Genomic DNA, 19,045 nt, shown 5'->3' on the forward strand with positions numbered 1-19,045 from the left:
TTTCACTCGACTAATTATTTCACCCGACTTTATTTTTTCACCCGACTTTATTCGCCGGACACAACCCGCACGAGTTGAAGTGAGCGCTCACTCCACCGTGACGGATTTGGCGAGGTTGCGGGGCTGATCGACGTCTTTCCCCATCACCACGGCGACGTGGTAGGCGAGCAATTGCACCGGCACCGCGTAGACGATGGGTGCGACGACGGGATCGAGAGCGGGCATGGTGAAGGTCGCCAGCGTTTCGAGCCCGTGCTCGGCCGCTCCCTTGGCATCGCCGATCAGCACGATGCGCCCGCCGCGCGCCGCGACCTCCTGCATGTTCGAGACCGTCTTTTCGAACACCGCGTCATGCGGCGCGATGACGATGACAGGAACGCTCTCGTCGATCAGCGCGATCGGCCCGTGCTTCAGCTCGCCCGCCGCGTAGCCCTCGGCGTGGATGTAGCTGATCTCCTTCAGCTTGAGGGCGCCTTCCAGCGCCATCGGGTAGCTCGTGCCGCGCCCGAGATAGAGCACGTCCCGCGCCTTCGCGACCTCGCGGGCGAGGCCCTCGATGGCCGGCTCGTGCGCCAGCGCGTCGGCCATCAGGCCCGGCGCCTTGATGAGGCCGTCGATCAGCCGCCGCTCGCCCTCGGCATCGAGGGTACCCCGCGCCCGGCCCGCCGCGATGGCGAGGCAGAGCAGCACGGTCAGCTGGCAGGAGAACGCCTTGGTGGAGGCGACGCCGATCTCCGGCCCGGCGAGCGTCGGCATCACGACGGAGGATTCCCGTGCAATGGTCGAGGTCGGCACGTTCACCACGCAGAGCGTGTGCTGGCCCTTCGACTTGGCGTAGCGCAGGGAGGCCAGGGTGTCGGCGGTCTCGCCCGATTGCGAGATGACGAGGGTCAGCCCGTCCTTCTCCAACGGCGCCTCGCGGTAGCGCGCCTCCGAGGCGACATCGATCTCCACCGGCAGGCGGGCGATCTGCTCGAACCAGTAGCGGGCGACGAGCCCGGCATAGAAGGCCGTGCCACAGGCGGTGATGTAGACGCGGCTGAGCTTGGCGAAATCGAAGGGCAAGGCCTCCGGCAGGATCACCCGGCCCTCGGCCATGTCGACGTAATGGGCGAGGGTCCGGCCGACGACCTCCGGCTGCTCGTGGATCTCCTTCGCCATGAAGTGGCGGTACTCGCCCTTGTCGACCCGGAACGCCTGGGTGGCGATGGTCTGGCGTGCGCGCTCGACCACGGCGCCGGAGGCGTCGCGGAACTCGACGCTGTCGCGGGTCAGGATCGCCCAGTCGCCCTCATCGAGATAGGCGATGGCATCGGTGAAGGGCGCGAGCGCCAGGGCGTCGGAGCCGAGATAATTCGCGCCCTGCCCGTAGCCGACCGCCAGCGGCGCGCCGTGCCGGGCGCCGATCAGCAGGTTTTCTTCGCCGGAGAAGATGAAGCCCAGCGCGAAGGCGCCGCGCAGGCGCGGCAGGGCGGCGGCCACGGCCTCGACCGGTCCCTTACCATGATCCATCAGGCGGCTGACGAGTTGGACGACGACCTCGGTGTCGGTGTCGCTCTCGAAGCGGATGCCGTCCGCCTCAAGCTCCTGCTTCAACTCGCGAAAATTCTCGATGATACCGTTATGCACGACGGCGAGACGCGCCGTGGCATGGGGGTGGGCGTTCACCTCCGTGGGGCGTCCGTGGGTCGCCCAGCGGGTGTGCCCGATGCCGATCGTGCCGGTGAGCGGCTGCTCGGCGAGCTTGGCTTCGAGGTTTGCGAGCTTGCCCGAGGCGCGCCGACGCTGGAGGCTGCCATGCTCCAGGGTGGCGATGCCGGCGGAGTCGTAGCCGCGGTATTCGAGCCGCCGCAGCGCCTCGATCACCTGCCCCGCTACCGCGTCGCGCCCGACGATGCCGACGATGCCGCACATATTCCGTCTTCCATTCGCAGGCCCGCCCGGCCGGGGCCGAACCCTTATATGCGGTCGAGGTTACCGCATCGCACTACCCGGTATCCAATACGGTTCCGGGACCCGTCCCAAGACCTGCCCTCATCCTGAGGTGCCCGCTTTAGCGGGCCTCGAAGGAGACCTCCAGGACACTTGGCGATCCCTGGAAGCCTCCTTCGAGGCCGCCGCTCCGCAACGGCACGTCAAGACGAGGTCCTGGGTTGGGATCGCGCCGATCTCGTCACCCTACTCCGCGAAGTCTTCCCCATCGCTGCTGAGCACGCGCTTGATGCTGGCGAGGTGGAGACGGGCGCTTTCGGGATCGCCCTCGCGCATCTGCGCGGCGGCGGCCTTGGCGATGGCCGGATCGACCGGCAGGAGCTTCCGGCCTGTGGAAAGCGCCTTCACCTGCACCTCGGCAGCGCGCTCGAGATAATAGAGGTCGTCCCACGCTTCCGCGATCGTCGGGCCGGTGACCATCACCCCGTGGTTACGCAGGAATACGATGTCGGCGTCACCCAGGGTCGCGGCGATGCGATCGCCCTCGGCCTCATCCAGGGCGAGACCGTTATAGGTGTCGTCCACTGCCGTGCGGCCGTAGAATTTCAGCGCCGTCTGCCCGGCATAGGCCAGGGGTTCGCCCTCGGTCATGCTGAGCGCCGTGGCATAGGGCATGTGCGTGTGGAACGCCGCACGCGCACGCGGAAGGTTCCGGTGCAAGCGGGCATGGATGAAGAAGGCGGTCGCCTCCGGCTGGCCCTCGCCCTCCACCACGCGTCCGTGGAAATCGCAGACGAGCAGGCTCGACGCCGTGACCTCGCAGAAGGCCAGCCCGTAGGGGTTCACGAGGAACAGGTCGTTCCGCCCCGGCACCATGGCCGAGAAGTGGTTGCAGATGCCCTCTTCCAGGCCGTAGCGCGCCGCCATGCGGAAGCAGGCAGCGAGATCCACCCGCGCCTGCCACAGGGCTTCCCGGTCGATGGCGTCGAGGTCGACCTTGCCGCCCTCGACCACGCGGAATTCATGAGCCATGTCGGATCTTCCCTTCGCTGACCGCGATCATCGGCCCTTACGACGTTCCTTGAGCGCCTGAAGCTGCTCGCGCATCGCCACGGCCCGCCCTGGCTTCGTATCCTGCCGACCGCGCGCCACCGCCAGCGCGCCGTCCGGCACGTCTTTGGTGATCACCGACCCGGCGCCGACCAACGCACCCGCTCCCACCGTGACGGGGGCGACGAGGGCCGAGTTCGAGCCGATGAAGGCGCCCGCCCCGATCGCGGTGCGATGCTTGAACACGCCGTCGTAATTGCAGGTGATGGTACCCGCGCCGACATTGGCCTTCGCCCCCACTTCGGCGTCGCCGAGATAGGTCAGGTGCGCGGCCTTCGCGCCCGGCCCCATGCGGGTATTCTTGAGCTCCACAAAGTTGCCGATCTCGGCGCCCTGTTCCAGCACCGCGCCGCCGCGCATCCGCACGAACGGGCCGATCTTCACCCCTGCCTCCAGGCGGACATCGGCCAGATGGGCGAAGGCGCGCACGGTGCAGCCGTCGGCCACGCTCACGCCGGGGCCGAACACCACGTTCGGCTCCACCGTCACGTCGCGGCCGAGCACGGTGTCGTGGCTGAAGAACACCGTCTCCGGGGCGACCAGGGTTGCGCCGCCGAGGAGCGCCGCCCGGCGCAGGCGGGCCTGCACCACCGCCTCGGCGGCGGCGAGTTGCACCCGGTCGTTGACGCCCTGTGCCTCGGCCTCGTCCACCGGCACCACCGCGACCGAGAGCCCGTCCGCCACGGCCAGAGCCACGGCATCGGGGAGATAATATTCGCCCGCCGCGTTGTCGTTGCCGATCCGGTCCAGCAGGGCGAGGGCATGGGCGCCCGACAGAGCCATGAGCCCGGCATTGCACAGGCTCACCTGCCGCTCGGCCGGGGTCGCATCCTTCTCCTCGCGGATCGCCAGGACCCGATCACCCTCGGTGAGCACGCGCCCGTAGCCGGTCGGGTTTTCGGTCTCGAATGCCAGCACCGCGACGGAAGCGCCCGCCGCCAGGGGCGCGCGCAGGCGGGTGAAGGTGGCGGCGGTGATGAGCGGCGTATCCCCGAAGGCGACGATCACGTCGTCGGCGGCTTCCGCGAGCAGGGCGCGGGCGGCGAGCACTGCATGGGCGGTGCCGAGCCGCTCGGCCTGGGCGAAGACGCCCGCACCCGGCGCCTGACGCTCGATCTCGGTGGCGACGTCGGCGCGTCCGGGCTCGGCCACGACGCCGACCCGCGTCGCCCCGGCGGCCTGCACGGCGGCCAGGACATGGCCGAGCATGGTCCGCCCGGCGACCCTGTGGAGCACCTTCGGCAGATCGGAGCGCATCCGCGTGCCCTTGCCGGCGGCAAGGACGATGGCGGTGAGGCTGCGCGGCGAGGGAGATGTCGTCATCACGAAGTCCGATCGAAGGCTCGGCCACGCATGGGCCGAACCGGCCGATCAGGCAAGCACCCGGACGGCTTGGGCGGACCGCTCGCGCCGCCGCTCGATCGAGCTGGGAATGCGCAGGGACTCGCGATACTTGGCCACCGTCCGGCGGGCGATGTCGACGCCCTCGTCCCGAAGCTTCTGCACCAGGGCATCGTCCGAGAGCACGTTGTCGGCGGTCTCGCCGTCCACCAGTTGCTTGATCCGGTGGCGCACGGCCTCCGAGGAATGGGCCGCCGCCCCCGCCGCGCCGGGGATGGCGGCTGTGAAGAAGTACTTCATCTCCAGCGTGCCCCGGCTGGTGCCGATGGCCTTGTTCGAGGTCACGCGCGAGACGGTCGATTCGTGCATGCCGATCGCCTCGGCCACCGTCTTCAGGTTGAGCGGGCGCAAATGCGCGACGCCATGGGCGAAGAAGCCGTCCTGCTGCCGCACGATTTCGGTGGCGACCTTCAGGATGGTGCGCGCCCGCTGCTCCAGGCTGCGGGTGAGCCAGTTGGCGTTCTGCAACGCCTCCGACAGGAAGGCCTTGTCGCCCTCGGCACGGGCGGTGCGCGAGACGCGGGCGTAGTAGCTCTGGTTCACGAGAACGCGGGGGAGCGCCTCGCCGTTGAGTTCGACGAGCCACGAACCGTCCGGCGCGGCGCGAACGAAGACATCCGGCACCAATACCTCTACCGCGCTGGACCCGAAGGCCCGGCCGGGCTTGGGATCGAGGCGCCGGATCTCGGCCAGCATATCCACGAGGTCTTCGTCGTTGACGCCGCAGAGGCGGCGGAGCGCCGCGAAGTCGCGCTTGGCCACGAGGTCGAGGCGGGAGACCAGGGCCTCCATCGCCGGATCGAAGCGGTTGTTCTCGCGAAGCTGGATGGCGAGGCATTCCGCGAGGTCGCGGGCGGCGACGCCCGCCGGATCGAAGCTCTGCACGACGCCCAGCACCTTCGTGACGAGCGCCGGATCCGCCGCGAGCCGTTCGGCCACGGCCTCCACCGTCTCGCGAAGGTAGCCCGCCTCATCGACGGCATCGATGAGGAAGCCGCCGATCAGCCGCTCGATGGGATCGCGTGTGGCGAGGTCGAGCTGCGCGGCCAGATGCTCGCGCAGGCTCACTTCGGCCGTGAGCGTCGCCTCGAAATCGGGGGCCTCGGAATCGAAGCTGCCGCCCGTGTTGCCGTAAGGGGCGGGCGTGAGGCTCAGCATGTCGCCCGCCTCCGACTCGCGGGTGCGGGTCGGGACCTCGTCCTGAAAGACGTTGTCGAGGCGGACGTCATTGTCGCGTTCGATCTCGCCGCGACTCGGGTTCAACTCCTCCGGAGACCACGAATCGGTTTCCGCGCCGTCGAACCCATCCTCTCCCGACGCACCGTCACGGGTATCGGGAGCCTCGGTGGCGTCCCGCTCTGCGGGAGCCTCGGCCTCGGCACGCTCCAGGAGGGGATTGCGCTCAAGCTCCGCCTCGACATAGGCGGCGAGGTCGAGGTGGGAAAGCTGCAGGAGCTTGATCGCCTGCAGGAGCTGAGGGGTCATGACCAGGGCCTGGCCCTGCCGCACCTCCAGCCTTTGCAGCAGACTCATAACCCCGCCCCGATCCGCACTTGCATCTTCATAAGCCAGGCGCGACGCCCCGGCACGGTTCTTGCTTGTCTCTGGTGCCTAATCTTTAGACCGAATGCCGCGGCGCGTCAAAGCCGGGCAACTGCGTGCGTGGTGCGCAACTTTGAAAGGCTTGTGGCCGAACTCTGGCCAAGGGCCCTTAAGGAAGCCTTGAGCCGGTATGAGGCCTGGCCTCAGGGCTCACCGTCAAGTCTCTCAGCTTGTTGCCAAACCGCATCCGGTGTAAGACGCGCCCCATCCCGAAAGAATTCGTTCCGCGAAGGAGCCGTCAGGCATGGCGCGCGTCACCGTCGAAGATTGCATCGAAAAGGTCGAGAACCGCTTCGAGCTCGTCCTGCTGGCGAGCCACCGGGCGCGCCTTCTCGCCGCCGGCGCCCCGCTGACCGTGGACCGTGACCGCGATAAAAACCCGGTTGTCGCCCTGCGCGAGATCGGCGATGGCACGATCACCTCTGAGGACTTGAAGGAGCAGTTGATCCACTCGCTCCAGAAGTACGTCGAGGTGGACGAGCCGGAGGCCGAGGCCGTGCCGCTCCTGTCGAGCTCGCCAGCCGCTGCGGCCCACGCGCCGCAATCGTCCAGCGACGAGGGCGTGCAGTTCGACCGCATGAGCGAGGAAGACCTGCTCCGCGGCCTTGAGAACCTCGCCCCGCCGGTCGAGACCGACGAAGAGGCCGAGTGATCGACCCGGCGATTCGCCGGGCCCCTCAAGGCACATCCTCATTCCGAGCATAAGCGAAGCAATCCAGGGAAGCGTGCCGTCGCAGGATGGAGCGCAGCCCTGGCTTGCTTCGCTGCGCTCGCAATGACGGCAACGGTTCAAAAAAAGCATTCGGCAGGCCGATTGCGGCGCCTTGCCTCTGGTGTCGGCCACCGCATTGCGGGAGAATTTCCCGGCGGCCGAGGGGGCGCGCTGCGTTCAGGAGGCAACGATTTCTCGGCGGATCATGCGCCAGTACGAACTCGTCGAGCGGGTCAAGCGCTACAACCCGGCAGCCGACGAGGATCTGCTGAACCGCGCCTACGTCTATGCGATGCAGGCCCACGGGACGCAGAAGCGGGCCTCCGGCGATCCGTTCTTCGCCCATCCCCTCGAAGTCGCAGCCATCCTCACGGACCTGCATCTCGACGACGCGACGATCATCGCCGCCGTCCTGCACGACACGGTCGAGGACACCGAGGCGACCCTCGATGAGATCCGCCGCCTGTTCGGCGACGAGATCGGCGCGCTGGTCGATGGACTGACGAAGCTCAAGCGGCTCGACCTCGTGTCGAAGCAGGCCGCACAGGGCGAGAACTTCCGCAAGTTGCTGCTGGCCGTCGCGGCGGATGTGCGCGTGCTCCTCGTGAAGCTCGCGGACCGTTTGCACAACATGCGCACCCTTGAGCACATGCGCGACGACAAGCGCCGCCGCATCGCCAAGGAAACCCTGGATATCTACGCGCCCCTGGCCGCCCGCATGGGTATGCAGGAATTGCGCGAGGAACTGGAAGATCTCGGCTTCCGCTATCTCGAACCCGAGATCTACGCGACCATCACCGAGCGCCTGTCGCGGCTGACCGCCAAATCCGGCCGGATGGTCGAGGATATCGAGCAGGTGCTGTCTGAAAAGCTCTCGGCACGGGGCATGGAGGCCGACGTCACCGGCCGACAGAAGCGCCCCTACTCGATCTGGTCGAAGATGGAGCGGAAGTCGCTCGCCTTCGAACAACTGTCCGACATCTTCGGCTTCCGGGTGATCGTGAGGACCCTGGAGGATTGCTACGCGGCGCTCGGCATCGTCCACACGAGCTGGCCCATGGTTCCGGGCCGGTACAAGGACTACATCTCGACCCCGAAGCAGAACGATTACCGCTCGATCCACACGACCGTGATCGGGCCGAAGAGCCAGCGCGTCGAACTGCAGATCCGCACGCAGGCGATGGACGACATCGCCGAATACGGCATCGCCGCCCACGCCCATTACAAGGACGTGAGCGGGCGCGATGTCGAGGGCAGCGTCCACCCGAAGCTGGCCACCGAGAGCGGCGCCTACCAATGGCTGCGCCGCACGATCGAACTGCTCGCGGAAGGCGACAGCCCGGAAGAATTCCTCGAGCACACCAAGCTCGAACTCTTCCAGGACCAAGTGTTCTGCTTCACGCCGAAGGGGCGGCTCATCGCCCTGCCCCGGGGCGCGACGCCGATCGATTTCGCCTATGCCGTGCACACCGATGTCGGCAATTCCGCCGTCGGCGCCAAGATCAACGGCCGGATGGTGCCGTTGCTGCACGAACTCGCGAATGGCGACGAGGTCGAGATCAGCCGTTCGGACGGCGCCTCGCCACCGGCGGCCTGGGAATCCCTGGTGGTCACGGGCAAGGCGCGCTCGGCCATCCGCCGGGCCACCCGCGCGGCGGTGCGGCGGCAATATGCCGGTCTCGGCAAGCAGATCCTGGAGCGCGCGTTCGAGCGCGCGGCCAAGAGCTTCTCCGAGGACAAGCTTCGCGGCGCCCTGCCTCGCCTCGCCCGGTCGTCCGTCGAGGACGTCTTCGCCGCTGTGGGGCGCGGGGAAATGTTCTCCGGCGACGTGGTACGCGCGGTCTATCCCGACCACCGGGATGAGCGCCGCCCCACCCCCGGGCAGGCGCCGGTCAACGGCGCGGGGCGGCTCGTCCGCTCTCCCGACCAGACCATGCGCCTGACCTTCAACGGGTCGGACGAGGCGTCGATGGACGCGATCCCGATCCGCGGTCTCGCGGGCGACCTGCCGGTGACCTTCGCCCCCAATGGCGGCGCCGTTCCCGGCGACCGGATCGTCGGCATCCTCACCCCCGGCGTCGGCGTGACGGTGTATCCGATCCAGTCGGCGGCCCTCGCCGCCTTCGACAACGAGCCGGAGCGGTGGCTGGACGTGCGCTGGGATACGGAAGCCTCGAGCAGCGAGCGCTTCCCCGCGCGGCTTTCGCTGCAATCCATCAACGAGCCCGGCGTGTTCGCGCAGATCGCTCAGGTGATCGCCGACCATGACGGCAACATCGACAACATCTCGATGAAGCGACGGACGCAGGACTTCACCGACATCACCCTCGACCTGTCGGTCTGGGATCTCCAGCATCTCAACGCCATCGTCGCGGAGCTTCGCAGCAAGCGCCCCGTCAGCAGCGTCCAACGCGTAAATGGATGAGAGAGACCAGTTATTTTTGAAACTCTAGGTTGGCTCTAGAGCCAACTTGACTCATTGAAGACTGTCCGCGATTTTGAGAAGCGCCTGAACAGCGTGTCGTGCCTCTTATCGTATGTTTGCTCCTTCAATTGCGTGAGAGTCATTTAGCAATCATTTAGCGGTCGGTGAGAAGACAAAGCCGAACGCCAGATATTCATCATCTCGTTCTTTGGAAAGTTATTCATGTCATCAGCACAAAGGTGCGCCGTCTTCATTGATGGCGCCAATCTCTATGCGACCACCAAAGCTCTCGGCTTCGACATCGATTACAAGAAGCTCCTGAAAGATTTTCAGACCCGCGAAAACCTTATCCGCGCCTTCTATTACACGGCGATGATCGAGGATCAGGAGTACTCGTCGATTCGTCCGTTGGTCGATTGGCTCGATTACAACGGATACCGGGTCGTGACCAAGCCGGTGCGGGAATTCACGGATTCCGCCGGCCGCCGCCGCTTCAAGGGCAACATGGATATCGAGTTGGCGATCGACGCCCTCGAACTCGCCCCGCGCCTCGACCACATGGTGTTGTTCTCCGGCGACGGCGATTTCCGCTCGCTGGTGGAGGCGATGCAGCGGCGCGGCGTCCGCGTCACGGTGATCTCCACCATCCAGACGCAGCCCGCGATGATCTCCGACGAGTTGCGCCGTCAGGCCGACGAGTTCGTAGATCTCTCTTCCCTCGCCTCCCGGATCGGGCGAGAGCCGAGCGAGCGTCAGGCTCGTCCCACCGGCGAGTCCCCGACCCGCCACCGGGCGGAGCCGCGTGGCGCGACCCTGGAAAACCGCTACGGCATCCGCCAGCCGGATCAGGACGACGAGTGACGAGACGGGCGGGACCGGGAGAACCGGTTCCGCTTATTTCGCACCCCGGCGAAGGTCGCCGTCGATGAGAAGCGCGCTGCGGCTGTCGAGGCGGGTGCGGTAGACCTGAAGGTTCTCCATCACCCGTTGGACGTAGTTGCGCGTCTCCGTGAAGGGGATGCGCTCCACCCAGTCGATCACGTCGACATCGCCCTTGCGCGGATCGCCGTAGGCGTCGATCCACTTCTTCACGTTGCCGCCGCCCGCATTGTACGAGGCGAAGGCGAGGATGTAGGAGCCGCGCCAATCCTCCATCAGCTCGCCGAGATGGGCTTGGCCCAGCTTGGCGCAGAAGGCCGGGTCGCTCGTGAGGCGGTCCGGGTCGAAGGCAGTGGAGACGCGCTTGGCCGTCCGCATGGCGGTGGCGGGCATCATCTGCATCAGCCCCCGCGCCCCCACGCCCGAGCGCGCCCGCGGATCGAACTGACTCTCCTGCCGCGCGATGGCATAGACCATCGCCCGCTCGACCTGCGGCACGGCGGTGAAGGTCTCGTAGGCCGGAATCCCGATGGTCGGGAACGCATGCGCGTCGAGGGGCAGGCCCCGGTGCAGGGCGAGCTTGCCCACTGCCACCAGGGCTCGTGCATCCTTGGTCTCGGTGGCGACGTCCCCGAGCGCCTGCAACTCGCGAGGGTCGTTCAGAGCCCGCGCGGAATCGATGAAGAGCGGCAGCGCGAGGTCCGTGAGACCGGCCTGCTCCAGCAGGCGCAGGGCACGGACCGACAGCCTGTCTTCGAAACCCTGCCGCTCGGCACCCTCCAGAGCCGGGGCGGCCCGCAGCGGCAGGCTCGTCTGCCCGAGCTTTGCCCGCGCCACCTGCCCGTAATAGGCGACGGGCTGCGCCGCCGCTTTCTCGAAGAACCGCCGCGCCTCGTCCGCCCGGCCAGCAGCCTCGGCGGCGCGGCCCTGCCAGTAGGCACCGCGCGCCAGGGAGTTCGGACTCTCGGCCAGCGCCGCGACCTGCGCGAAATGCCCCGACGCCCGATCGGGATCGTTGAGGAAGCGCAGGGCGATCCAGCCCGCGTGGAACTCGGCCTCGATCTTCTTTTCGGGGCTGCGGGAGCCGTGGCCACTCACCACCGCGTAGGCGGTCTTGGCATCGCCCGCATCGAGAAGCTTGCGGGCGACGATGCGGCGCTCGACCCACCATTCATCGCCATCGACCAGCACGTCCGGGTTGGTCGGGGCGTTGGCGAGCACGGCAGCGGCCTCCACCGGCTTGTCGGCCCGGCGGAAGAACTGCGCCTTCGAGAAGAGGTAGGATGTGTCGGTGCGCAGCGACGGCGGCACGGCGGCGAGCGCCGAGGCGGCGCCGGAACTCTTGTCCTCCACCGCCCGGCGAGCCCGCACGAGGCTGGCATAGCCACCCCCGGCATAGCCCGCCGCACGGCCCGCCATCTCCCAGTCCTCCTTCAGGAGCGCCCGCTCCATCCGGTAGCGATGGTCCTGCCTGGTGAGCACGGCGGGAAAGGCGTCCTGCACCTTCGCTTCGAGGTTGCGACCGAAGCCCTCGCTCCGCCACAGGTCGCGCACGAGGTCGGCCGCGTCGGCTTCGAGCCCATCGGCGCGCAGCGCCAGCGCGAGGGCGAACTTGCCCGGCGCGCTCGACGGCTTGGCCGTGGCGAAGAAGGCGCGCACGGTGGCGGGCGCCTTGCGCTCGCTGAGAAGAGTCTCTTCCGCCCGGCGGCGTAGCAGCGGGCCGCCCGGCCAATCGGGATTGGCGCGGGTGAAGGCCACCGTGCGCTCGAAGCCGATTCCGGCGCCAGCGCGAATGGCCACCCATTGCAGCAGGGCGCGCACGGCGGGATCAGAGAAGCCCTCGCTCATCCGGTCGCCATCGGCGACCTTGCCCTTCCGGTAGAGGTCGATCGCGCCGCGCAGGAGCGTCAGGTCGGTCTCGCCGGATATCTTGGGCCGGGCGATGTCCGGCACGTCCGGCACCGGCGCGGCGGGCGCCACGGCCGCATCCGGCAGGGGGAAGGTGATCGGCGCATCGGGATCGGCGGAGGCGTAGGCCGAGGCGGCGGCGGGCCTGTGCTCGGCCTCCTCCGCGACAGCCTTGGGCGTCTCCAGCGCCGACTCGGCGCTCTCCTGCGCGTGCAGGGCGGAGGCTTCCGGCCCCGCCGCCCCGGCGAGGTTCGGCCCCGTCAGGGCCGCCCCGGCACCCGCCGCGAGGGCGAGAAGCGTGAGGTGCGGGCGCTTCCAGGCGATGGCTCGGATCACGACCTCACCCCTCCGCAACGGCAGCAAGAAGGACACAGCTTGGACAATCAGTGATTAAGAGCCCGTTAACCGTGTCCGGGATCCGTTTGCGAAGGCGCGCGCGAACCCCTATGTCTGCGCGCTCGCGCCGGATGGGCGCGGGTAAATCGCGGCGCCACGACCGCAAGATTCCCCTGGGACGCCTGAGATGACCGAGACGACCGCCCGCTTGCGGGGCTCGATGACCGCGTTGGTGACGCCGTTCCGCGATGGCGCCTTCGACGAGCAGGCTTTCCGAAAGTTCGTGCGCTGGCAGATCGAGCAGGGGACGCACGGCCTCGTCCCCACCGGCACGACCGGCGAGAGCCCCACGCTCACCCATGCCGAGCATGACCGTGTGGTCGAAGCCTGCATCGACGAGGCGGGCGGGCGCGTGCCCGTGGTGGCGGGCGCGGGCTCCAACTCCACGGCCGAGGCCATCGAGCGGGCGCAGCACGCCGAGCGTGCGGGCGCAGATGCCGTCCTCGTGGTGACGCCGTACTACAACAAGCCAACGCAAGGCGGTCTCTACGCCCATTTCAAGGCGATCAACGATGCCATCGGCATTCCGATCATCATCTACAATATCCCGCCCAGATCCGTCATCGACATGAGCGTCGAGACGATGGCCCGGCTCTTCGAACTGAAGAACATCGTCGGCGTGAAGGACGCGACCGCGAAGATCGACCGCGTCAGTGCTCAGCGACAGGCCATGGGCGGCAGCTTCGTCCAGCTTTCGGGCGAAGATGCGACGGCGCTCGGCTTCAACGCCCAGGGCGGCCATGGCTGCATCTCGGTGGTGTCGAACGTCGCCCCGCGCCTCTGCGCGGACCTGCAGGACGCCTCTCTCTCGGGCGACTACGCCAAGGCCCTGACCATCCAGGACCGGCTGTTCCCGCTTCAAACCAACCTGTTCGCCGAGGCCAATCCCGGCCCGGTCAAGTACGCGCTGTCGCGGCTCGGCTTCATGAGCGAGGAGCTTCGGCTTCCCCTCGTGGCGATCTCGGCGGAAACCCGTCGCCTCGTCGATGCCGCCCTACGTCATGCCGGCCTGATCGAAGGCTGATCGAGACAGAGAAAGACCGCATCGCATGGCGCCGAAGACGGAGCCCGGACGGCGCGTGGTGGCCGACAACCGCTCCGCCCGTTACCATTATTCCATCGAGGACACGTTCGAGGCCGGCATCGCCCTGACCGGCACCGAGGTGAAATCCCTGCGCAGCGGCAAGGCGACGCTGGGGGAGGCCTATGCCGGCCCCTCCGGCACCGATCTGATGCTCTTCAACGTGTTCATTCCGGAATATCTGGAGGCGAACCGCTTCAACCACGACACGAAGCGGCCCCGACGCCTGCTGCTGCACCGCCGCCAGATCAACAAGCTGATCGGCGCCACGCAGCGCCAGGGCTACACGGTCGTCCCGCTGAAGATCTACTTCAACGAGCAGGGCCGGGCGAAGGTCGAACTCGGCCTCGGCAAGGGCAAGCAGGCCCATGACAAGCGCGAGGCGACGAAGGAGCGCGACTGGAAGCGGGATCAGGCCCGCTTGCTGCGCGACCGGGGTTAAAGCGCATTCCGACGGAGTGAATACCGCTTCGTCGCAAGAATGCGCGCCATAACAAAAGGCTCGAGCAACGGGGAGAGCGAGATGAGCGCCAATCCGAACACGCTGCCGGACAACCTGCCGGTGCCGGAGGACGATGGCGCCGCCGCCCACCTGCGCGGCTCACGCCTGCCCGATGTGGCGCTCCGTGCCACCGATGGCAGCACCATCTCCCTGGCCAAGCTGAAGGGTCGCACGGTGGCCTACGCCTATCCGCGCACCGGCGAGCCGGGGAAGCCGACCTTCACGCCCGATTGGGACGCGATCCCGGGTGCGCGGGGCTGCACTCCGCAATCCTGCGATTTCCGCGATCATTTCAACGACCTGAAGGGTCTCGGGGTCGATCACGTCTACGGACTGTCGACGCAGACCAGCGCCTACCAGCAGGAAGCGGTCTCGCGGCTGCACCTGCCCTTCGCGATCCTCTCCGATGCGCACCGAGCCCTGACGATGGCGGCCCGGTTGCCGACCTTCGCGGCTGGCGGTGAGACCCTGCTCAAGCGCCTCACCCTGGTGATCGACGATGGCGTCGTCACGCATCTGTTCGATCCGGTCTTCCCGCCGGATCAGAGTGCCCGGCAGGTCATCGCCTGGCTGGAAGAGAGCCGCCAGGCCTGAACGGGCTCTCGTCGGCGCCGTCACGCCCCTCCCTGCTCAGCAGGAACACGCCCTGCGCGCCGAACAGGTTCCACACCCACCACGGTAGGGCGAAGCGCATCGCGCGCCCGCGCGAGTCGAGCGCCGCCGCCGTCTCGATCCGCGCGCCCAGCACCCGGCACAGGCCGACGAAATCGCGGATGGTGCAGTGATGGATGTTGGCGGTCTCGTACCACGCGTCGGGCATGAGATCGGTGACCGGCATCCGCCCGCGCAGGGCGAGCTCGGTCCGCACGCGCCAGTGCCCGAAATTCGGGAAGGAAATGATGACATGCCGCCCGATGCGCAGCAGGTGCTCCAGCACCTCGCGCGGCTGGCGCGTCGCCTGGATGGTCTGCGACATCACCACCACGTCGAAGGCACCGTCGGGGTAATTCGCGAGATCGGTATCCGCGTCCCCCTGGATCACCGGCAGGCCGCGGGCGAGACAGGCATTCACGCCCTCCCGCGACAGCTCGATGCCGCGCCCGTCGATGCCCCGCCGGTCGCGCAGCAGCGCGAGCAGGGCGCCGTCGCCGCAGCCGATATCGAGCACCCGCGCCCCGGCGGGCACGAGATCGAGCACCACGAGGTGATCGACGCGGGCGCCCGCGCCCTCGCGTGGCAGCTCCTCCGCCGCCTCCCAGGGGCGGGCCTTCGGCGTCCCGCCGCTCACAGGCCACGCGCCCTGGCGGCCGCGTCGATGAAGCCCCGCGCGGCCGCGAACATCGCCGGCTCATCGAGGAGGAAGGCGTCGTGGCCCTTGTCGGTCTCGACCTCCACGAAGGCGACGGGCGCCGCCGCCGCGTTGAGCGCGTGAACGATGACCCGCGAATCGGCCGTGGGGAACAGCCAGTCCGACGTGAAGGAGATCACGCAGAAGCGGGTCGTCGTGCCCCTGAAGGCGTTGGCGAGCACACCGCCATGGTCAGCCGCGAGGTCGAAATAGTCCATCGCGCGGGTGAGGTAGAGATAGGCGTTGGCGTCGAACCGCTCCACGAAGCTCAGGCCCTGGTGGCGAAGGTAGCTCTCGATCTGGAAATCGGCGTTGAACGAGAAGGTCGGCGCCGAACCGCCCTGAAAGCGGCGGCCGAACTTACGGTGGAGCGCGGGCTCCGACAGGTAGGTGATGTGCGCGCCCATGCGCGCGACGCCGAGCCCCTTGGAGGGCCGCGTGCCCTCTTCGAGGTAGCGGCCATCCATCCAGGCGGGATCGGCCATGATCGCCTGCCGGCCGACCTCGTGGAAGGCGATGTTCTGCGCCGAATGGCGTGCGCCCGTGGCGATCGGCATGGCGGCGAACACGCGCTCGGGATAGAGCGCCGCCCATTGCAGGACCTGCATCCCGCCCATCGAGCCGCCGATGCAGAGGAACAGCCGGTCGATGCCGAGATGATCGAGCAGCATCGCCTGCGCCCGGACCATGTCGCGGATCGTCACCAAGGGAAAATCGAGCCCGTAGGGCTTGCCGGTCGCCGGATCGATCGAGGCCGGGCCCGTCGTGCCCATGCAGGAGCCGATCACGTTCGAGCAGACGACGAAGTAGCGATCGGTATCGACCGGCTTACCGGGACCGACCAGGGTTTCCCACCAGCCGGGCTTTCCCGTCACCGGGTGGGTATGCGCGAAATGCTGATCGCCGGTCAGCGCGTGGCAGATCAGAACGGCGTTGGACCGGTCCGCATTCAGGGTGCCTGCGGTCTGGTACGCGATCTGGAACGGCGCAAGGCGCACGCCCGCATCCGTCAGGAGCGGCCTGTCAGGACCGAAGCGCGCCACGAGGCTCTTCGGATCGAGGGATTGCGAGGCCTCCGCGACAGGCGGGGCCATCCGTTCGGGGGCGTCCGGCCCGGGGGCCGTGTCCAGTCGGGTATCCATGTCCGGGTCTTCGACGGCGCCGCCGTCAGCGGAACGCCCTGCGGCACAGGCCGGAGGTAATCGCCCACCCCCGCAGCGTCAACGCGGTGGCGCCGCTGCTTCAGCGGATCGCGGTGGCACAGGCCACGAAGACGAGCCCGACACCGGCCGCCGTGATGAACCCGTTCGACAGGGAGCCCTTGTCGCCCCGTCGCAGACGCAACTCAGCCGCCACGGAGACGAGAATTCCGAGAACGAAGAGCATGCTTGGAAGGCAATCGTCCAGCATCGTTGGCGCACCCCGTGCGGACCCGGCGCCCAACAGGCGAGCGGGAAAAGGGCATTACGGAAAGACAACAGGCCGAAACATGGCCGGTGCCCCGCGACATTTCTTCCGGGCCCCGTGAAATCTCGCCCTCACACGGATCTGGCAGACGCATCGTCGCGGAACGGCCGAGCTTCACCGCCGGGCGAAATGCTGTACAGGGACCGCATCGTCGCATCCGAAACGCCGATTGGCCTCCTGGCATGTCCTCCGACCCGAAGCCCGTCTCCCAGAACCGCCCCGAACCGCGCCCCGGCGTGATGGCGGTGGACCTTTACGTACCCGGCAAGAGTGGACGGCCCGGTCCGGGCAAGGTCTACAAGCTTTCCTCGAACGAGACGCCGCTCGGCCCGAGCCCGGCGGCCGTCGCCGCGCTGCACGAGGCCACGACCAAGCTCGAAACCTACCCGGACGGGCAGGCCACCGTGCTGCGCACGGCCATCGCCAAGCGGTTCGGGCTCGATCCGGCGCGGATCGTCTGCGGCGCGGGCTCGGATGAGCTGCTGTCGCTGCTGGCCTATGCCTATTGCGGGCCGGGGGCCGAGGGCATCTACTCGGAGCACGGCTTCCTCGTGTACCGGATCGCGATCCTCGCCTCCGGCGGCACGCCCGTGGTCGCCCCCGAGCGCGACCTGACGGCCGATGTCGATGCGATCCTCGCCCGCGTCACGGAGCGCACGCGGATCGTCTACGTCACCAACCCGAACAATCCGACGGGCACCTATCTGCCCTTCGAAGAGATTCGCCGCCTTCACGCGGCTCTACCGCCGCACGTGCTGCTGGTGATCGACGGCGCCTATGCCGAATACGTGAAGGCGAACGACTACACGGCCGGGCTCGAACTCGCGCTCGAAGCCGAGAACGTCGTGATGACGCGGACATTCTCGAAGATCTACGGCCTCGCCGCCGTGCGGATCGGCTGGATGCTCGCCCCCGCCCACGTGGCCGACGCGGTGAACCGCATCCGGGGCCCGTTCAACATGTCGAGCCTCGCCATCGCGGCGGGCGCGGCGGCCATCGCGGACGAGGGCCACATGGCCGCTGCGGCCGCCCACAATGCCGAATGGCTCCCCAAGCTCACGGAAGGCGCGCGGGCGCTCGGCCTGACCGTGACGCCGAGTGTGGCGAACTTCGTGCTGATCCACTTCCCCGACGAGCCCGGCCGTACCGCCGCCGATGCCGACGCGTTCCTGACCGAGCGCGGCCTGATCACCCGGCGCGTCACCGCCTACGGGCTGCCCCACGCCCTGCGCGTGACGGTGGCGGGCGCGGAGGCCAACGAGGCCTTCCTCGCCGCGCTCGGAGATTTCGTGCGAGGCACCGGTGCCTGAGGCCGCGACCGCCACGCCGGTCTTCGGCCGGATCGCCATCGTCGGCCTCGGACTGATCGGCTCCTCCATCGCCCGTGCGGCGCGGCGTTACGGCCTCGCCGGGGAGATCGTCGCCGTCGATGCCGACGAGGCCGTACGGACCCGGGTCCGCGAACTCGCCATCGCCGATGTCGTCACGGGGGATCCGGCCGAGGGCGCGGCGGGCACCGACCTCGTCGTGCTCTGCGTGCCGGTGGGCGCGATGGGCCCGGTCGCGGAGGCCATGGCGCCGCATCTGAAGCCCGGCGCCATCGTGTCCGATGTCGGCTCGGTGAAGGGCTCGGTGGTCGCCGCGATCCAGCCGCATCTGCCGGAGGGCGTCCATCTGGTGCCCGGCCATCCCATCGCGGGCACGGAATATTCCGGGCCGGATGCGGGCTTCTCGACCCTGTTCGCCGGACGTTGGTGCATCCTCACCCCGCCGGAGGGCACGCCCGAGGACGCGGCCGAGCGCGTGCGTGCCCTATGGGAGGGCATGGGCGCGCTGGTCGAGACCATGAGCCCCGAGCACCACGACCTCGTGCTCGCCATCACGAGCCACGTGCCGCACCTGATCGCCTACAACATCGTCGGCACCGCCGCCGATCTGGAAGCGGTGACGCAATCCGAGGTGATCAAGTTCTCGGCCAGCGGCTTTCGCGACTTCACCCGTATCGCCGCCTCCGACCCGACGATGTGGCGCGACATCTTCCTGAACAACCGCGACGCGGTGCTCGAAATGCTCGGGCGGTTCAATGAGGATCTCGCGGCACTGGCCAAGGCCGTGCGCTGGGGCGATGGCGAGGCCCTGCACGCCATGTTCACTCGCACCCGCGCCATCCGCCGCAGCATCGTCGCGCTGGGACAGGACACGGCAGCTCCGGATTTCGGCCGCCCACGCCCGGCGGAGGACGGCGCAAAGGCGTGACGATCCCTGAGCCCGATCTGAACCGA

Annotated in this window: 16 protein-coding genes; 8 read left to right on the plus strand and 8 right to left on the minus strand. The window is 68.2% G+C overall.

Annotation, left to right across the window (positions count from 1 at the left end; translation table 11 throughout):
- Positions 1-87 precede the first annotated feature (87 nt).
- The 4 genes from glmS to rpoN form a co-directional block, all read right to left on the minus strand.
- The gene (gene glmS, locus J4O73_RS01360) at positions 88-1,914 is read right to left on the minus strand and encodes a glutamine--fructose-6-phosphate transaminase (isomerizing) (protein ID WP_426214123.1); all 1,827 of its coding nucleotides are present in this window, start codon (positions 1,912-1,914) and stop codon (positions 88-90) included.
- Positions 1,915-2,178: 264 nt separating this feature from the next.
- The gene (locus tag J4O73_RS01365) at positions 2,179-2,964 is read right to left on the minus strand and encodes an aldolase (protein WP_426214124.1); all 786 of its coding nucleotides are present in this window, start codon (positions 2,962-2,964) and stop codon (positions 2,179-2,181) included.
- A gap of 27 nt (positions 2,965-2,991) precedes the next feature.
- Positions 2,992-4,365 carry a bifunctional UDP-N-acetylglucosamine diphosphorylase/glucosamine-1-phosphate N-acetyltransferase GlmU gene (gene glmU, locus J4O73_RS01370; RefSeq protein ID WP_426214125.1) on the minus strand — a complete coding sequence of 458 codons (1,374 nt, stop codon included), beginning with the start codon at positions 4,363-4,365 and terminating at the stop codon, positions 2,992-2,994.
- 48 nt (positions 4,366-4,413) lie between these two features.
- Complete coding sequence (rpoN, locus tag J4O73_RS01375) at positions 4,414-5,976, minus strand: RNA polymerase factor sigma-54 (protein WP_426214126.1); 1,563 nt, start codon at positions 5,974-5,976, stop codon at positions 4,414-4,416.
- Positions 5,977-6,289: 313 nt separating this feature from the next.
- On the opposite strand from rpoN, the gene rpoZ reads away from it, so the two are divergent.
- From rpoZ to J4O73_RS01390, 3 genes are all read left to right on the plus strand, one after another.
- Positions 6,290-6,697, plus strand: coding sequence for a DNA-directed RNA polymerase subunit omega (gene rpoZ / locus J4O73_RS01380; protein WP_378969006.1), 408 nt, complete (start codon positions 6,290-6,292; stop codon positions 6,695-6,697).
- A gap of 262 nt (positions 6,698-6,959) precedes the next feature.
- Positions 6,960-9,182: a RelA/SpoT family protein gene (locus tag J4O73_RS01385; protein WP_426214852.1), complete on the plus strand. Its 2,223-nt coding sequence runs from the start codon at positions 6,960-6,962 to the stop codon at positions 9,180-9,182.
- Positions 9,183-9,404: 222 nt separating this feature from the next.
- Entirely contained in the window at positions 9,405-10,043 is a 639-nt protein-coding gene (locus J4O73_RS01390) for an NYN domain-containing protein (RefSeq protein ID WP_426214127.1), read from the plus strand.
- 33 nt (positions 10,044-10,076) lie between these two features.
- Here J4O73_RS01390 and J4O73_RS01395 read toward each other — a convergent pair whose 3' ends face one another.
- Positions 10,077-12,305 (minus strand): lytic transglycosylase domain-containing protein, encoded by a 2,229-nt coding sequence (locus J4O73_RS01395; RefSeq protein WP_426214128.1) that lies wholly within the window; start codon positions 12,303-12,305, stop codon positions 10,077-10,079.
- 187 nt (positions 12,306-12,492) lie between these two features.
- Between J4O73_RS01395 and dapA the strand changes: the two genes are divergently transcribed.
- From dapA to J4O73_RS01410, 3 genes are all read left to right on the plus strand, one after another.
- Positions 12,493-13,389, plus strand: a complete 897-nt coding sequence (gene dapA, locus J4O73_RS01400) for a 4-hydroxy-tetrahydrodipicolinate synthase (protein WP_426214129.1) — start codon at positions 12,493-12,495, stop codon at positions 13,387-13,389.
- A 25-nt stretch (positions 13,390-13,414) separates the two neighbouring features.
- Complete coding sequence (gene smpB, locus J4O73_RS01405) at positions 13,415-13,888, plus strand: SsrA-binding protein SmpB (RefSeq protein ID WP_426214130.1); 474 nt, start codon at positions 13,415-13,417, stop codon at positions 13,886-13,888.
- Positions 13,889-13,969: 81 nt separating this feature from the next.
- Positions 13,970-14,542 carry a peroxiredoxin gene (locus J4O73_RS01410; protein WP_426214131.1) on the plus strand — a complete coding sequence of 191 codons (573 nt, stop codon included), beginning with the start codon at positions 13,970-13,972 and terminating at the stop codon, positions 14,540-14,542.
- On the opposite strand, the gene metW is transcribed toward J4O73_RS01410, so the two are convergent.
- The 3 genes from metW to J4O73_RS01425 form a co-directional block, all read right to left on the minus strand.
- A complete protein-coding gene (gene metW / locus J4O73_RS01415) occupies positions 14,508-15,236 on the minus strand; it encodes a methionine biosynthesis protein MetW (protein ID WP_426214132.1) in 729 nt (242 codons plus the stop codon). The genes J4O73_RS01410 and metW overlap by 35 nt on opposite strands.
- Positions 15,233-16,390, minus strand: a complete 1,158-nt coding sequence (metX, locus tag J4O73_RS01420) for a homoserine O-acetyltransferase MetX (RefSeq protein ID WP_426214854.1) — start codon at positions 16,388-16,390, stop codon at positions 15,233-15,235. The genes metW and metX overlap by 4 nt, the downstream gene beginning before the upstream one ends.
- A 148-nt stretch (positions 16,391-16,538) precedes the next feature.
- A complete protein-coding gene (locus J4O73_RS01425) occupies positions 16,539-16,682 on the minus strand; it encodes a hypothetical protein (protein WP_378968986.1) in 144 nt (47 codons plus the stop codon).
- Between the two features lie 263 nt (positions 16,683-16,945).
- Between J4O73_RS01425 and J4O73_RS01430 the strand changes: the two genes are divergently transcribed.
- Entirely contained in the window at positions 16,946-18,073 is a 1,128-nt protein-coding gene (locus tag J4O73_RS01430; protein ID WP_426214133.1) for a pyridoxal phosphate-dependent aminotransferase, read from the plus strand.
- Positions 18,066-19,019: a prephenate/arogenate dehydrogenase family protein gene (locus tag J4O73_RS01435; protein ID WP_426214134.1), complete on the plus strand. Its 954-nt coding sequence runs from the start codon at positions 18,066-18,068 to the stop codon at positions 19,017-19,019. Before J4O73_RS01430 ends, J4O73_RS01435 begins: the two co-directional genes overlap by 8 nt.
- The last annotated feature ends 26 nt before the right edge of the window (positions 19,020-19,045 follow it).

Source organism: Methylobacterium sp. NFXW15, assembly GCF_049887755.1.
Classification (GTDB): Bacteria; Pseudomonadota; Alphaproteobacteria; order Rhizobiales; family Beijerinckiaceae; genus Methylobacterium.

Excerpts from the sequence above, each read along its gene's own strand:
- glmS (WP_426214123.1), bottom strand. The coding sequence starts at position 1,914 with ATGTGCGGCATCGTCGGCATCGTCGGGCGCGACGCGGTAGCGGGGCAG.
- J4O73_RS01365 (WP_426214124.1), bottom strand. The coding sequence starts at position 2,964 with ATGGCTCATGAATTCCGCGTGGTCGAGGGCGGCAAGGTCGACCTCGAC.
- glmU (WP_426214125.1), bottom strand. The coding sequence starts at position 4,365 with ATGACGACATCTCCCTCGCCGCGCAGCCTCACCGCCATCGTCCTTGCC.
- rpoN (WP_426214126.1), bottom strand. The coding sequence starts at position 5,976 with ATGAGTCTGCTGCAAAGGCTGGAGGTGCGGCAGGGCCAGGCCCTGGTC.
- rpoZ (WP_378969006.1), top strand. The coding sequence starts at position 6,290 with ATGGCGCGCGTCACCGTCGAAGATTGCATCGAAAAGGTCGAGAACCGC.
- J4O73_RS01390 (WP_426214127.1), top strand. The coding sequence starts at position 9,405 with ATGTCATCAGCACAAAGGTGCGCCGTCTTCATTGATGGCGCCAATCTC.
- dapA (WP_426214129.1), top strand. The coding sequence starts at position 12,493 with ATGACCGAGACGACCGCCCGCTTGCGGGGCTCGATGACCGCGTTGGTG.
- smpB (WP_426214130.1), top strand. The coding sequence starts at position 13,415 with ATGGCGCCGAAGACGGAGCCCGGACGGCGCGTGGTGGCCGACAACCGC.
- J4O73_RS01410 (WP_426214131.1), top strand. The coding sequence starts at position 13,970 with ATGAGCGCCAATCCGAACACGCTGCCGGACAACCTGCCGGTGCCGGAG.
- metX (WP_426214854.1), bottom strand. The coding sequence starts at position 16,390 with ATGGCCCCGCCTGTCGCGGAGGCCTCGCAATCCCTCGATCCGAAGAGC.
- J4O73_RS01425 (WP_378968986.1), bottom strand. The coding sequence starts at position 16,682 with ATGCTCTTCGTTCTCGGAATTCTCGTCTCCGTGGCGGCTGAGTTGCGT.
- J4O73_RS01430 (WP_426214133.1), top strand. The coding sequence starts at position 16,946 with ATGTCCTCCGACCCGAAGCCCGTCTCCCAGAACCGCCCCGAACCGCGC.